This is a genomic window from Asinibacterium sp. OR53 (genome assembly GCF_000515315.1).
In the GTDB taxonomy this organism is placed as follows: domain Bacteria; phylum Bacteroidota; class Bacteroidia; order Chitinophagales; family Chitinophagaceae; genus Sediminibacterium.
The window spans coordinates 1,220,525-1,235,507 of record NZ_KI911562.1 but is presented as its reverse complement, the minus strand read 5'-3'; the positions used below and the strand labels follow the sequence as shown (position 1 = coordinate 1,235,507).

General features: G+C 47.7%; 12 protein-coding genes and 1 tRNA gene. 3 read left to right on the top strand and 10 right to left on the bottom strand.

Going from position 1 to position 14,983, the window contains the following annotated elements:
- Positions 1-4: 4 nt before the first annotated feature.
- The 4 genes from SEDOR53_RS0105560 to SEDOR53_RS0105545 all read right to left on the bottom strand — a co-directional run bounded on the left by SEDOR53_RS0105560 (position 5) and on the right by SEDOR53_RS0105545 (position 6,532).
- The gene (locus SEDOR53_RS0105560) at positions 5-595 is read right to left on the bottom strand and encodes a DUF3341 domain-containing protein (protein WP_026768829.1); all 591 of its coding nucleotides are present in this window, start codon (positions 593-595) and stop codon (positions 5-7) included.
- 24 nt (positions 596-619) lie between these two features.
- Positions 620-2,062 carry an NrfD/PsrC family molybdoenzyme membrane anchor subunit gene (gene nrfD / locus SEDOR53_RS0105555; protein WP_026768828.1) on the bottom strand — a complete coding sequence of 481 codons (1,443 nt, stop codon included), beginning with the start codon at positions 2,060-2,062 and terminating at the stop codon, positions 620-622.
- A 50-nt stretch (positions 2,063-2,112) separates the two neighbouring features.
- Positions 2,113-5,205 (bottom strand): TAT-variant-translocated molybdopterin oxidoreductase, encoded by a 3,093-nt coding sequence (locus SEDOR53_RS17225; RefSeq protein WP_037360635.1) that lies wholly within the window; start codon positions 5,203-5,205, stop codon positions 2,113-2,115.
- Between the two features lie 76 nt (positions 5,206-5,281).
- On the bottom strand, positions 5,282-6,532 hold the full coding sequence (locus tag SEDOR53_RS0105545; protein WP_037360632.1) for a c-type cytochrome: 1,251 nt from the start codon (positions 6,530-6,532) through the stop codon (positions 5,282-5,284).
- 304 nt (positions 6,533-6,836) lie between these two features.
- On the opposite strand from SEDOR53_RS0105545, the gene purN reads away from it, so the two are divergent.
- Positions 6,837-7,427, top strand: a complete 591-nt coding sequence (gene purN / locus SEDOR53_RS0105540; protein WP_026768826.1) for a phosphoribosylglycinamide formyltransferase — start codon at positions 6,837-6,839, stop codon at positions 7,425-7,427.
- Positions 7,428-7,444: 17 nt separating this feature from the next.
- Positions 7,445-8,740, top strand: a complete 1,296-nt coding sequence (locus SEDOR53_RS0105535; RefSeq protein ID WP_026768825.1) for a serine hydrolase — start codon at positions 7,445-7,447, stop codon at positions 8,738-8,740.
- On the opposite strand, the gene SEDOR53_RS0105530 is transcribed toward SEDOR53_RS0105535, so the two are convergent.
- The 6 genes from SEDOR53_RS0105530 to SEDOR53_RS0105505 all read right to left on the bottom strand — a co-directional run bounded on the left by SEDOR53_RS0105530 (position 8,737) and on the right by SEDOR53_RS0105505 (position 14,612).
- The gene (locus tag SEDOR53_RS0105530) at positions 8,737-10,110 is read right to left on the bottom strand and encodes a Fic family protein (protein WP_026768824.1); all 1,374 of its coding nucleotides are present in this window, start codon (positions 10,108-10,110) and stop codon (positions 8,737-8,739) included. The two genes, SEDOR53_RS0105535 and SEDOR53_RS0105530, sit on opposite strands and share 4 nt — an antisense overlap.
- Positions 10,111-10,306: 196 nt before the next feature.
- The gene (locus SEDOR53_RS17220) at positions 10,307-12,364 is read right to left on the bottom strand and encodes a TonB-dependent siderophore receptor (protein ID WP_051416507.1); all 2,058 of its coding nucleotides are present in this window, start codon (positions 12,362-12,364) and stop codon (positions 10,307-10,309) included.
- 65 nt (positions 12,365-12,429) lie between these two features.
- A complete protein-coding gene (locus SEDOR53_RS0105520) occupies positions 12,430-12,837 on the bottom strand; it encodes a PepSY-like domain-containing protein (RefSeq protein WP_037360629.1) in 408 nt (135 codons plus the stop codon).
- Positions 12,838-12,942: 105 nt separating this feature from the next.
- The gene (locus SEDOR53_RS0105515; RefSeq protein ID WP_026768822.1) at positions 12,943-13,344 is read right to left on the bottom strand and encodes a hypothetical protein; all 402 of its coding nucleotides are present in this window, start codon (positions 13,342-13,344) and stop codon (positions 12,943-12,945) included.
- 24 nt (positions 13,345-13,368) lie between these two features.
- Positions 13,369-14,022 (bottom strand): M48 family metallopeptidase, encoded by a 654-nt coding sequence (locus SEDOR53_RS0105510; RefSeq protein ID WP_026768821.1) that lies wholly within the window; start codon positions 14,020-14,022, stop codon positions 13,369-13,371.
- A gap of 119 nt (positions 14,023-14,141) precedes the next feature.
- Complete coding sequence (locus SEDOR53_RS0105505) at positions 14,142-14,612, bottom strand: VOC family protein (protein ID WP_026768820.1); 471 nt, start codon at positions 14,610-14,612, stop codon at positions 14,142-14,144.
- A gap of 125 nt (positions 14,613-14,737) precedes the next feature.
- On the opposite strand from SEDOR53_RS0105505, the gene SEDOR53_RS0105500 reads away from it, so the two are divergent.
- Positions 14,738-14,809 (top strand) — tRNA-Arg (locus tag SEDOR53_RS0105500).
- Positions 14,810-14,983 lie beyond the last annotated feature (174 nt).

Sequence of the window (14,983 nt, the reverse complement as noted above, 5' to 3'; positions counted from 1 at the left end):
GTAATTAAGCAACTACTGCTTGCTTGGTTTCAAAAGGCATTTCATCTTTATCGTACCTGCCCAGCCACCAGCCGGTTTCTGCTACCTGTACATCGGTCTCTACAGCGCCGTTGCTGTGCAGGAATGAACGCAGGTCGTCTACATTGGTCTTCTCGGTACACTCGATCACCATCACAAACAGATCGTCTGTAGCGCGTGGGTGGAAATGGTGCTTCTTCACAAAAGGCGCTATCTGACAGAGATAGCAGAATGTCATCACCATGCCCACAGCCGAGAACAATACCGTCAACTCGAACGTAATGGGAATCCAGGCCGGCAAAGCAAAGTGTGGTTTACCGCCGAAGTTCAGAGGCCAGTCCTTGGCCAGGATCCAGGAGATACCGCTCAATGCCGTGGTGGTACCAGTGATACCATAAATAAAACCGGCGGTATGCAGACTGGTTTCCCTGATGCCCAACGCATGGTCCAGGCCATGTACAGCAAAGGGCGTGTACACATCGTGTATCTTGTAACCTGCGGTGCGTACTTTTTTCACTGCAGGAAACAGAACGGCTTCATCATCAAAACAGCCTACTACGAATTTCTTTTTTGCCATGTATTTCAGTTTACATTCTTATGCTTAGTGATGCGCTTGTTCGTGCGCAAAATGTTCCAGGCTCTGTTCTTCTATAGGCGTCATCTTCGCCTTATAATTTTCTCCCGTTGTCTTCAACACGTACTTGATCTCGGCAATGGCTATCACAGGGAAATATTTAGCGAATAAGAAGAAGCAGGTGAAGAACAATCCGAAGGTTCCGGCGTAGAAGCCAACCTCCCAAATAGTCGGACTGTAGTATACAGACCAGCTGGAAGGCAGGTAGTCGCGGTACAGTGAGGTTACAATGATCACGAAACGTTCGAACCACATACCGATGTTCACGATGATACTCATGAAGAAGGTCACGAACAGGTTCCTTCTCATTTTGCGGAACCAGAATATCTGCGGACTCAATACGTTACAAGCCATCATGCCCCAGTAGCTCCAGCCATAAGGACTGAACAGGTAAGCACGGCTGTACCAGAAGGTATATCCTTCGTATTTATTCTGGCTGTACCAGCCCATGAACAATTCTGTTAAGTATGCCACACCCACAATGGAACCCGTCAACACAATTACTTTGTTCATCGCTTCAATGTGCCCCATGGTAATGTAATCCTGCAGGCCAAACACTTTACGCACCACCAGCAACAAAGTTTGTGTCATCGCAAAACCAGAGAAGATCGCACCTGCAACGAAGTAGGGCGGGAAGATGGTGGTATGCCATCCGGGGATCACTGAAGTGGCGAAGTCGAACGATACGATGGTGTGTACTGAAAGTACCAGCGGCGTACTCAAACCGGCGAGTACCAGTGATAAGCTTTCATGACGCTGCCAGTGTTTGGTAGAACCGCTCCATCCGAATGAAGCGATACCGTATAAGCGTTTGCGCAGTTTGGTAAAAGCGCGGTCGCGGATGGTACCGAAGTCGGGGATCAGACCGGAATACCAGAACAACAACGATACAGTGAAGTATGTAGAGATCGCAAACACGTCCCACAACAGTGGTGAGTTGAAGTTCACCCACAGCGGTCCGCGTGTATTAGGATAAGGTAATACGAAGAAAGCCATCCACACACGACCCATGTGGAAGATAGGGAACTGTCCGGCACACATTACCGCAAAGATGGTCATCGCTTCCGCCGCACGGTTCACCCCTGTTCTCCATCCCTGGCGGAACAGCAACAGGATCGCAGAGATCAGCGTACCGGCGTGACCGATACCCACCCACCATACGAAGTTGGTGATGTCCCAGCCCCAACCGATCGTTTTATTCAGGTTCCACTGCCCGATACCGTAGGTTACATCCCGGTAAACACTGTACACCCCAAACATCAGTAAGGCAACAGCAGTGAAGAACCCCACATACCACAACCTCGGCGGTTTGGCTTCAATAGGGCGAACAATGTCTTCCGTTACCTGGTGATAGTTCTTATCACCATTCACTAACGGTTCCCTGAGCTGTGATTCATACTTTAAATGCATCTGATCTTATTTTTTATCTCCAGGCTTAAGCCTGGAGCAAAGTTTTTTGATTAAGCGTGTTCTTTCTTCTCTTCTTTCTCTTCTTCTTTGTTCCGCACTTTGGCCAGGTATGTTACGTTCGGCAATACGTGCAACTGCTCCAACGAATAGAACTGGCGGTTCGGATTGTCGATACGCACTTTGGTAATAGCGCTGTGCTTATCGTTGGCGTTACCAAAGTTGATGGCGTTGGTAGGACAAGCCTGCTGACAAGCCACTTTGATATCGCTGTCTACCATCGGCCTGCTTTCGCGCTTGGCTTTCAGCTTGGCTTCCTGCAAACGCTGTACGCAGAAGGAACATTTTTCGATCACACCGCGTGAACGTACTGTAACATCGGGGTTCAGTACCATGCGGGTGAGGTCGTCGCTCATGTTCAATACCACATCGTTCACAATACCCTTTTGGTTATCGGGGAAACTGTCGGCACCGGTATAATCGGCCCAGTTGAAACGGCGTACTTTAAACGGACAGTTATTGGCGCAATAACGGGTACCTACGCAACGGTTATAAGCCATCTGGTTCAAACCTTCGCTGCTGTGGTTGGTAGCGGCTACCGGACAAACGTTCTCACAAGGTGCGTTATCGCAATGCTGACACATCAGCGGCTGGAACACCACATTCGGGTTGTCCATGTCGCCGCTGTAGTAGCGGTCGATACGCAGCCACTGCATTTCATGTCCGCGCAGTACTTCGGGTTTACCTACTACTGCTACGTTGTTCTCGGCAGTACAAGCCACCACGCAGGCGCCGCAACCGGTACAACTGTTGAGGTCTACGCTCATGCCCCATTTGATGCCCGGCCTTTCATATACAGGATAGATGGTACCCTGCTTTTCATATTCGGCCAGTCCGCCAAACGGTTGCAATTCTTTATCGCGGTCTTCACGTATTTCTGCAGGATGTGCTTTGTACTCAGCCAGCGTCAGCTCTTTCATCACTTCGGTACGGTTACCTTGTGTGGTATCGTAGCGGCTGTGTGTTTGCGTAAGCGCAACCGGGTATTTTTCGCCTGTTACAGTGATCGTAACATCGTTGTTATCGAAGTTCACCACGCCATTGCTGAGCGAAGCGAGGGTGAATGCATTCTTACCTACATTGGCAGCAGACAGACCGATCTTCTCACTGCGGCCATAACCTACTGCGATACCGATGGTATCGGGGTGGGTGCCGGGGATGATCAGGGTGGGTAATTCAATGCTCTTATTGCCAACAGTAACTTTTACCACTTTCTTGGGTGGGTTCACTTCGTAGCTGTCTGCCTGACCGCCGTTGTTGAGGTCGATGTCGAGCAATGTCCTGGCCATAGCAGGTGAAACAATCACGTAGTTATCCCAGGTAGCACGGGTAATGGGGTCGGGCATTTCCTGTAACCAGGGGTTGGAAGCGCCCTGTCCGGCTCCGATGGCTATTTTTTCATACAATACCAACTCTACCTTTCCACCTTTTTTAGCAGCACCGATAGCCGATACGGCATTGGCCAGTGAAGCGCCGTTATAGCTGGCAGCTTTAGCAGCTGTTTCTCCAGTGGGGTTGATCACACCGTCTTGCAGTGCTTTATCCCATCCGGTAGTGCCACCCAGTTTGGTGCTCCAGTAATTTTTGAGGTAAGCCAGGTAATCGGTAGAAGCGCCGCTCCATTTGAGCAGGCTGTCTTGCCACTGGCGTGTTTTGAACAAAGGATAGATAGTAGGCTGGATGAGTGAGAAATGACCGGTCTTGGCTTCTGCATCGCCCCAGCTTTCCAAATAGTGATGATCGGGCGCTACGAATTTGCAGAGCTCTGCGGTCTCATCTACTTTACCGGCGAAAGAAATAGTCGTTTTTACTTTTTTCAGTCCGGCTTTGAACTTATCTGCATCAAACCAGCTATACGCGGGGTTGGCGCCGTAGACCAGCAGGGTGTTTACCGCACCTGCATTCATGTCTTCCACCAGTTTCACAAAATCGGCGTCGATGCCCTGGCGGGTATTGTTCAGTACCGACCAGTCGATGGTGGTACCATTCGCGTTGATCGCATTGTTGATGGCGTTCACCACTGTTTGCACGTTCACATCGTTGCTGCCGCTGACTACCAGCGCTGCACCTTTGTTGGCGTTCAGTTCTTTGGCTGCTTTTTCAATAGCTGCTTTCAGTTTGGCATCGCTGATGCCTGTTGCACCCTGGCCGTTAACGGCGTTGAGCAGGGCTACTGCTACCGCACCTGTTTCAGAGGGGCGGTGCAAATATTTTTCATCTGCGTTGGAACCGGTGAGACTGGCCAGGCTTTCAAAATGAATGTGCTTGCTCATCTCCGGATTTTTCTCGTTGATCTTTTTGCCGGTAGCATATTGTTTGGCAAATTCAACCGGGCTCAACCAGGTGCCGAGGAAATCGGCATCGAGGCTTACGATCGCTTTTGCTTTGTCGAAGCGGTAAGAAGGAATGCCTCTTACACCGTAAGATGCCTCATTGGCCAGCAACAGGGCTGAATAAGAAACCGCATCATAAGTAACGTGGCGGCTGCCGGGATATTTGGCCAGCAGCTGGTTGATCGCTTCTTTGGTGGAAGGAGAAACCACGGTGCTGGTAAGTACTACTACGGGACCGTTCAAAGAAGCGGCCACCGCTTTATCAATCGCTTCAAAAGTTACTTCTTTACCATCGATGGTGGGGAAGCGCAGGCGCGCGGTATCATAGAGGTCGAGCACCGAAGCCTGTGCACGGGCAGAAGTACCGCCCTGGGTGATGGGACTCAGTTCGTTGCCCTCGATCTTGATAGGGCGACCGTCGCGCACTTTGGCCAGCACACTCACTACATCTCCATCCTGCACATAAGTGGTAGCATAATAATTGGAAACACCGGGAACAATGTCTTCCGGTTTATTCGCAAACGGGATGGCTTTCTTTACAGGCATTTCGCAACTCGCGGCCACAGCGGCAGCGGCGGTGCTGAATCCCAGGTATTTCAAAAAGTCCCTGCGTGGCGCTTTGGCGTCAAGGAAGCTTTTGCTTTCATCGCCAACAAACGGCAGTTCTTCCCTGAATTCGTCTTTTACGTCTTTATTGTAAGCTTCAGACTGATTCAGCTCTCCAAAACTTTGCCAGTGCTTTTTTTGCTCCATAATTATTAGTTGACAGTTGGCGGCCCGCCGTTACCGGCTTACCTGCCTCGTTCTTTGTGTGTTTTTTGTTACTGTTCTAGTAGTGACATTTCTGACACTCTGTACCGCCGATCTTCTCTACGGTAATACCTTTGGCGCTATCGATCTTTCCGCTCTTCAGGTCCTGGTGGTATTTCTCATAAATGCTGTAGAATCCGTTGTCTTTGAACTGCACCTGTGTTTCGCGGTGGCAGTTGATACACCAGCCCATGCTCAGGTCGGCAAACTGCTTCACTTCGGCCATCTTGGTGATCTCACCGTGGCAGGTCTGACAAGCTACCTGGCCTGCTTTCACGTGCTGTGAGTGGTTGAAATAAACATGGTCGGGCAGGTTGTGGATGCGCACCCATTCAATGGGTTTGGCTTTGGTTTCGTCCCAGGGTTTGCCGGGCTCATAACCTGCATATTTGTATAATTTCTGGATCTCTGCTGTTCCGTTCACTTCGTCGCCGGCTTCGTTGAAGATCTTTTCGCCTTTGTATTCGTTGATGGCTTTGTGGCAGTTCATACAGATGTTCACCGAAGGAATGGTGGCCTGTTTGCCCTGGTATACACCGATATGGCAATACTGGCAGTTGATCTGGTTGATGCCTGCGTGTACTTTATGCGAGTAGAAAATAGGTTGTTCGGGTTGGTAATCTTTGCTGCGGCCCAGTGCCATCGCGCCTTTCGACACAAAATAACCACCGATCACGAACAGGATCACGGTGAGCATGGCAATATAGCTCTTGTTCTTCCAGAAAGGAATGGGTTCGGCGGTATCGTGGCCTTCGTGCTTATCGGCCAGTTTTTTCAGGTTCGAGTTCACCTGTAATAAGATCAGGGCTACAACGGCCAGGATCAGGGTGAGAACGCCGAAAAGGAGGCTATTATCGCCTTCACTGGTTTTGGCATCGGCAGCCGGGTTAGCGGCGCCTGCTGCGCCGGCAGCGGGAACAGTTTTGATATAATCCAGTACGGCGTCGATCTCTTTGTCAGACAGGTTCGGGAAGCCGGTCATTACAGTAGGACTGTACTCCTTCATCAGGTTGGCCGCATACGCGTCGGTTTTGGCAAAACCTGCAGGATTGTGTACCCATGCATGTATCTTTTTCCTGTCGGACCAGCGATCTTCCACACCAGCCAGGGCAGGACCGGTCAGTTTTTTATTTACTGCGTGACAGGAGGCGCAATTGGTATTAAAAACGGTCTTACCATCCTGTGCGGAGGCGGGATTCACTAAAGAAAGGCCCATTAAAAGAACTGCACTGAGGAAACTGGTTTTGGCTATACGACTAAGAGATATCATATTCACAAACGTGGTTCTTGGTGTGGAAAAATATCCGTGAACGGCTGCAAAAATATGACACGTAGCTGACAAAAACCAAACCTTCTCAAAAAATTATTTACTCGCATCTGGCTTGAGTTTCAGCGAATTTGGCTGCTTTTATTTCTTTTTACGGAATGTTTATGTCAGGCGTTTTAGTGTAGAATGATGCAAGAAGCGCTAATCATATTCAGTTATTCAATAGTATATCAATCGATTGATGGTTTTTTGTGCTTCATTTTCGATTTTATTTTACAGAAAGCAGGTTTTATAGCATTTTTGATGCATGTTCAATCCCTCTCCCATTCGTATCGCCATTTTTGCTTCGGGTGCCGGCTCCAATGCCGAAAAGATCATCGAACATTTTACCGGTCATCCCCGTGTAAAAGTGGCGCTGGTAGTTTGCAACAAACCTGATGCCGGAGTGGTAAACATAGCCGCCCATCACCAGGTTCCGGTATTATTGATTGAAAAAGAGCCTTTTTTCAGGGGTGATGCCTATGTAGCTGCCCTGAAACAACGGGAGATCGGGTTCATTGTGCTGGCCGGTTTTCTCTGGAAGGTCCCCGCGGCCCTCATTCAGGCTTATCCCAACCGCATCATTAATATACATCCGGCCCTTTTGCCCAAATACGGGGGTAAGGGCATGTATGGCAGGCATGTGCACGAAGCGGTAATCGCCGCCGGTGAAAAAGAAAGCGGCATTACCATACATTATGTAAATGAGCATTTTGATGAGGGAGCGCCTATTTTCCAGGCCACTTGTGTTGTTGAACCAGGCGATACGCCCGAAAGCCTGGCTCAAAAAGTGCATGTACTGGAACACCGGCATTTTCCCCGGGTGGTGGAAGAAGTGGTACGGCAGTATGAAGAATAAAAGTCTATCTTAATACCATGAAAAAAGCCATTGCATGCCTGTTGCTGGTTGTTTGTTCTTATCAAACCATATCAGCACAAATTGCTGCATCCGTAGCAATCCCCGAAAACAAAAGCTTTTCTGCTGAACGTTTACAAAGGATCGACAAACTGATCCAGCAATACATCGATAGCGGATGGATCGCCGGCGCCGTTGCGCTTGTTACCCATAACGGACATACGATATATTATAAGGCCTTGGGTTATGACGATAAGGAGCAGCACAAGAAACTGGAGAAAGACGCCATTTTCCGTATCGCTTCGCAAACCAAAGCTATTACCAGCGTGGCCATCATGCAATTATATGAAGAAGGCAGGTTGCTGCTCGATGATCCCATCTCCAAATACATTCCCGGGTTTAAAAACCCTACGGTACTTAATCAGTTCAATAAAACCGATTCCAGTTATACTACTGTACCTGCTAAACGGGAGGTTACCATCCGCGACCTGCTTACCCATACTTCGGGCATTTCTTATGCGCAAATCGGTACGCCCGTTGGCAATGCCATCTATGCCAAAGCCGGCGTGGTGGGCGGCATCGGTTTGTTAAACGGCACTTCTGCCGAGAACATTGAGCGGCTGGCACATCTTCCGTTGATGCACCAGCCGGGAGAGCATTTCACGTACGGACTGAACACCGATGTACTCGGTTACCTGGTAGAAGTACTGAGCGGACAAAGTCTCGCTGAGTATTTCCGGGAACATATTTTTGAGCCGCTGGGTATGAAGGACTCTTATTTCTACCTGCCCAAAGAAAAGTACAACCGCCTGGCCATGCTGCATTCGGAAGATAAGAGCAAGCATGTGGTGAACATGGAACCGAAAATAGGTATCAATGGCGAGTTTTACCGCGATTACCCGCTTGACCCCGATGGGAAGTTTTATTCCGGTGGCGGCGGACTGGTATCTACTGCTTACGATTATACCCTTTTCATGGAAAGCCTCATGAATGGCGGCATGCTTAACGGCAAAAGGATACTGAGTGCGCATTCTATACGGCTCATGACGCAAAACCAGATCGGCGACCTGTATGTGAACGGATCGCGCCTTACCAAATTCGGGTTGGGTTTTGAAATTGTTACCGATGCCGCCAGTGGCAGGAGCACTTCCCCGCCCGGTACTTTCAGTTGGGGTGGTATGTTCAGTTCTACTTATTGGATAGACCCGCAGGAAAAGATCACGGCACAGTTTGTGTTGCAGCAGTTTCCTAATTCTCATGGAGATATTGGTGAAAAATTCAAGGTGCTGGTGTACCAGGCGTTGCAAACGGATTAAAGTTCCCATTTCTCTTTCCACACCCTAAACTCGGAAGGGCGGATAAAGTAACGCGCGATATTGTTCTCTTTCAGATTCATCAAATCCGTGTCAATGATCTCGGTAAATCGAACACGATCTTCTTCTGGCAGTTGTTCCGCCGCTTGTTTTATTTTCTGTATGGCTTCTTCATAAGGAAGAGCGTTCAAAACGATCTCTGAAACGAGGCTTCTGATTTCCTGCCTGTATTTTGACACGAAAGGGTCGGGCTTGCCGACGGTTTGGCGCAAAGCTGCATAACGTGCGGCGGAACGCGCGTAAGCCCACATAAAAACGTCTTTGAGAACTTCTATTCTGTTGAATTCATAAATGCCGAGAAGCCCATAGATATAAACACCCTTTGGAACACCAACAAAGGACAAAGGTGAAAGATTATGTTTGATAAGCGGGATATTCGCGGCAAGGCGCGAGACACGCTTGTTTACATCCTCGAAGGGTTGCAAGTAAGGCAGATGAACAGAAACGAAAAACGATTGCTCAAACGGGTTTTCAATCTGGTCTGCTTTATGCAGGATAATCCCGAACATTTCTTCGATCTGTTGAGGGATCTCCAAGGGCATATAAACAGAGCGGCCAATGCCTACCCCAATTGTGCGAAGGCGACCTGATGCGTCTGGGTCTGCCATCAGGTTGTTTGACAGAAGCGCGTGTAACCCTGAAACAAAATAATGGCTAAAGTGAACTTCATCAGCAAAACGAACAATAAACTCAATGGCTTCCTTGTGATTCAGGATCATTTGGGCTTCTTCTGCCGTTTTATCTTCGGCAGCTTTTCCCAAAGCGAGAAGGCGTTGCGTTTCAAGAAGGCTGTATGTATTCCCTTCAAGGCGGCTTGAGTTCCAAGCGAGATCAATCAAAAGCCTCTGCAGGATATTTTTCGCGTAAGTTCCTGCGGGTTGATCTAATCCCGTTGTCTTTCCAAGTTCAGCGAGTTTATTTTTTTCAGCATCGCTCAAATACGAATCTACATTCGGGCGATACGACATAAGAAAGTCTATGTTGTAGGCAACAGGCTCTCTCATGTTTTCAGGTTGCGTAATAATCTTTATGATTTCTTCTGCTTCCGGCGAGAGAGGAATGCTATGCTCTTTTGAAATATTCTCTATTTTTTCTTCTTTGGCGCGAATAAGGTGGTAACGGGTTGCCTTATTCCGGCCGGATATTGAAACAACGCCGATCTCTTGCAGCTTTACTAATCGTCTTTGCAAAGTTCTTTTCCCAATAGGCGGATTGAGGGCGTTTTTAATGTTCTCAATGGATGCCCCTTCGGAAAATTGTGCAAGCGCGGTTTCAATGCGAGCCAATTCTTGAGTCGTTGTGATCTTGTCCATATCATTTCCAGATTAATTGTACTTAAGCCGATTTGAACGACAAATATACCATTTGAGCGACAAAATAGACAATATTTTGCCGCTCAAATGGTATATTTGTCACGAAAGTATATTTTTTGTCGCGGAAACCTCTAACTGGCTTAATTATTGGTAGTACAGAAAATCATTACAACAGATCAGTTAAATTTTAAGCTATTTATAAGGCGTGAGATCGCGTATTAAACTTCACATACATCGAAAGGTTCAACACCCTTCCTTCCAATGGCGCCCATATTTCGGGGAAGCGTGGATTGGTATAGGGCGGGAACACTACCGGGCTGTTTTTGCTCTGGCGATAATCTAACAGGTTTTCGCAGTTCAGCACGAAGGAGGCTTTGCCTATTTTATATCCCAGCATCGCTGCCATGAAAACGTAGGGTGTAGTGGTTTGCCCATTGTCGAGGTGCTGCACACCGGTATAGGCTGTTTCAAAACCTGCTTTGAATTTTTCAGTGAACTCATAGGCAATGATGGTAGCCAGTTTGTGTCGCGCAATCAGGGGCAGTGTTGTATTTACTGCATCGTATTTTCTTCTGGCATCTGTGTACACATAACCCAGGTATAGTTCCAGTTCGTCTTCCTTGGCTTGTATATAGGTTTCAAAACCGGTGGTTTCAATAGGAGCGCCGGCATTTTGATACCGGAGTATCGCAGGTGTTGTTCCCATGCTGTCGAGCAGCAACGGCTGGTTGATGCGGTTGTAGAAGAATGATTGGTTGATGGTGAGGTTCCATTCGCCCATGTTGCGTTTATAGTTGATATCGAAATTCGCGCCGGCAGACCGCTCTGCTTTAATACCTGTAGCATAACCGGAGAGATAATGATAATCTCTCTCATCGAGTTCTGTATTGAAAAGTGTGGGCGTTTTGTAACCCAGGCCGCCTCCTAAACGCATGGTAATGTTCCGGTTCATTTTATACATGAGCGATAAGCGGGGGAGCATGAAAGTACCGTAGCTGTTATTGGCATCTACCCTTATCCCGCTTTGTAAGGTGAAAGCGTTGGCGAACTTCCAGTCGTCTTGTGCAAAAAAGCCAAGGGTATTGGATGATTCGTTGGGTATGAGGCTACTGTCGGGCTGTTGTTTTTTAAAATCATCGCCGTTGAAGTTGATGCCCATTACATAGTTGTGTTGTCCTTTTCGCTGCGAATAAGCTACTTCACTGTACCAGCTCAACTGGTTGCCCTTCATGCCAAAAACATTGGTGGTTACATCGCGGTTGAAAAAACTGGCACTCGCTTTGGCCGTGAGTTGTGCGCTGTTGGGCAGTTGCTGCTCCCAGATAATATCGGCCACATTGCGCAGGCTTTTGTTTTGTATGAAGAATTGATTTTGCGGACCGGCTGTTTTGTCGAGCACTTTCATATCGCCGCCTTTGCGGTCTTCGTAGTTGAGTGTGTAACCCAATATCACGGTGGACTTTTCTCCCCCGTATAAAAACACGCGAGGGTGAATGAATACGCTTCTTACCTGGGGTACATCTGAAAAGCCATCATTGTTTACGTCAACTGCTTTTTGATTTGTACTACCTGCAAAAAGGGTATAACCGGCTTTTTGATTCCTTCCCGAGAAGAAAAAGTTCAGGTTATTTTCTTTCAGCGTAGAACGGTTAAGTGTGAAACTTCTCTCCGGTGCACCCAGCTTAGGTTTTTTAGATACCAGGTTGAGCATACCGGCGATGGCACCGCCACCATACAAAGTAGAGCTCGAACCTTTTACCAGTTCTACTTGTTGCAGATCGAGCGGTGGTATCTGCAAAATGCTAAAGCTGCCCGAGTAGCCTCCGAACAGCGGAATACCATCGCGCAGTAGCTGCGTATATTTTCCCTGCAATCCTTGTATGCGCATATCGGCATTGCCGGTGGCGGCATTGGTTTGCTGTATTTGTATGCCTGCGATATCGCCCAATAAGCTAACAATATTGCCTGGCTTGATGCCATTCTCTTCGTGCATTTCTTCGGCGCCCAGTACTTCTACTTTGGTAGGCAGGTCTTCAATGCGCGAGTTGGTGCGTGAGGAAGAAACAACGATTACTTCCGATTCGCCTTCGAATGGTTTTTTCGAGGGAGTGAGGGTTGTGTCTTTTCTGGGTTGAGGAAGAATAGTATCTTTTTTTACTGGGACAGGGACTGTTTTAACGGTATCGGTTTTTTCCTGCGCAAGAATGATTGTTGTGGGAAGGAGTAAGTATAGTATTACGATTGCTTTTTTCATTGCTCATTCAATTTGATAAGGCCCCCGCTGTCACGGCTTGTTCGTTACAAGCGAGGGCCGTTTATTTACATCAGTTTACCATCGGAAGCCAGTTTGGCTTCTTTGGTTTTTCCGCCTTTCACCTTGTATTCGATCTCAAAATAGTGTTGTCCATTTTTGGTTTCTATTTTATAGATTGCTGCAATGGTGGCGTCAGTGTGCGCTTTTTTAAACCCATCCAGTACAGCTTGTGGTGCGGCGCTTTGCGGGATGGCCATTTCGGTTTCCAGCCATTCTCCCGAAGCGGAGAAATTGGCTGATCCTTTTTTGCTATCCAGCACAAATGATGCCTCATATTCGTGCTTGTTTTCTTTATCCCACTTCACTTCTTTGGCGTTGGGGAATTGCTGGCGGAATGCTTTCTCCGCCGCTTCGGTTGGTTTGGTGTTTTGTGCAAACGCAACGGTAATGAGGCCCATGTATATGAGCATCATTGAAAAAATATTTTTCATGATCTGATTGTATTAGTTGAAATAAATAATAAGCTACCGCACGGCGATGTTGCCGGTGGCATTTTTAATACGAGTAAAGGGACTTACTTATGCGTGAGCCGGGGGATGAAATATACCGGGGCGATAATCCTGGGGAATGTAATCTGTGTTGGTAACGGGTACCAGCGTTGCAGGAACAAGGGGTTGTTCCAGGGTGATCTCGGTAACCGGCTGTTGGTAAAGGGTGCCGGTTTGTATTTGAACGACCAGGTTGGTATCATCCGGGTGTTTGGGCTGTGGCGGTTGGTCTTCCTTGTCATTTTCCAGTGCCATGCCGGCCGATAAAAAGTTTTCGGCTATAAATTCCACAAAATTGGTGTCGCCATCCATGTTGAGGCAGTTGTGATAGACTGCCTGGAGGGATGTTACATCATCGTAATTGGCATAGGGCATTACCAGGGTGGATAATGAGAACAATACCAGGGTGATTATGATGAGCGCTTTTTTCACTGATGGAAAGGTAAGCCTTATCTTTTAGCCAGGCATCCTGGAAATATACTTTTCAATTTCTTTAATTTGGTCGAGCACCTGTTTGGTGGTGGGTTTGCAGGCTTTGGCTTTGCGGAAGAAATCTTTGGCGGCGCGGAACTCACGCTTGTTCATGAATATCTGGCACATGCTCAGGTAAGCTACTGCTTCGCTTTCTTTATCGGGTATACCGGCGCGGATGGCGGCGCGGATATAGGATTCGCCTTGTTTCAGGTCGCCACGTTGCATGGCCATCATGCCCAGTTGCAGTTTATTGGCGCCTTCGGCTTCGGGCATGGGTGCGCCGAGCTCGGTACTTTTCTTCAGGTGTTTTTCGGCGGTGTCGAAGTCCTGCTTCATCATGGCCAGGTTACCCTTGATGGTGTAATAGGTAGAGCGTACGGGTTTGAACAGCAGGCCGGGAAACCAGATGGTATTGAGTATTCTTTCTACTTCTTCAATATTGCCTTGTTCCATGGGTTCCTGTATGAGGCGCAGCGGACCAATGAAGAAATGGCTGAACAGGCCTATTACGGCTACGAAATACAAGGGGAAAGTGGGCCAGAATCCGGTTCCGGTAACATTGAGCACTACAGCCACTACCAATAGCAACAAACTCAGCCAGAAACGGTATTTGATGATGATATTATAAAACTTCATAGTCCATTTTGAGGCTGCAAAGATATAATACTTCCGTCATCCCGAGCAACGTCATCCTGAGCGAACGAAGTGAGTCGAAGGGGTAGCCGAGGGATCTCATTAAATTTTCAGCAATTAATTTATGATCTATCATCATTGATCTCGATCCAGTACCCATCTGGGTCTTGCAGCCAGATCTGCAGGATGCCATCGGGCCTGCGGGTAATGCCTTCCTCTTTTCCCGACACATCTTCCCATTTAATATGGTATTCTTTCAGCTTGGCAGTAAAAGCCCTTACCGAGGGCACGCTGAAGCAGATATGGTTGTTCTTAAAATGTTTGATGGGCGCATCCGCTCCCTGGATGATGTGGAGGGCGCTGTGCGGACCAATGCGCATCCAGATGTGTTTGCCATCGTGGAAGGGTTCGGAGATGGTGTCGAGGCCAATGATGTTCTGGTAGAAGTTGCCTGATTTTTGCAGGTCTACCACGAAAATGGCCAGGTGGTTGATATTGGCTTTAGCGCGATTGTCCTGGGCGGTGGCGGATTGCGTGCAGCAGCCTGCAACCAGTAATGCCAGGAGCATAGTGAGCAGATAGTTACGGTTCATTCCCATAGGTTTAGACCTCAAATTACGTAATCGTCGGTTAATTCGTACATTATCTCCCTGTGAATAAGATAATCCATTATTTTTGCAGCCGCTGAAACCGGATGGTATTGTGTTTCAGCAGGTTTGGTCCCGTAGTTCAATGGATAGAATAGAAGTTTCCTAAACTTTAGATACAAGTTCGATTCTTGTCGGGACTACAAAAGCCCACTAATAGTGGGCTTTTTATTTAACAGAATTCTTTAATTCCAATAATGAGCAGCTATTAACAAGATAGCTACGATTCTATTCAACGCCATCTTCTTATATCAAAATATGGTTAGTGTTTAAAACGATCTTGTAGTTTTAACGATTTTATCCATTAATTTAAGCTT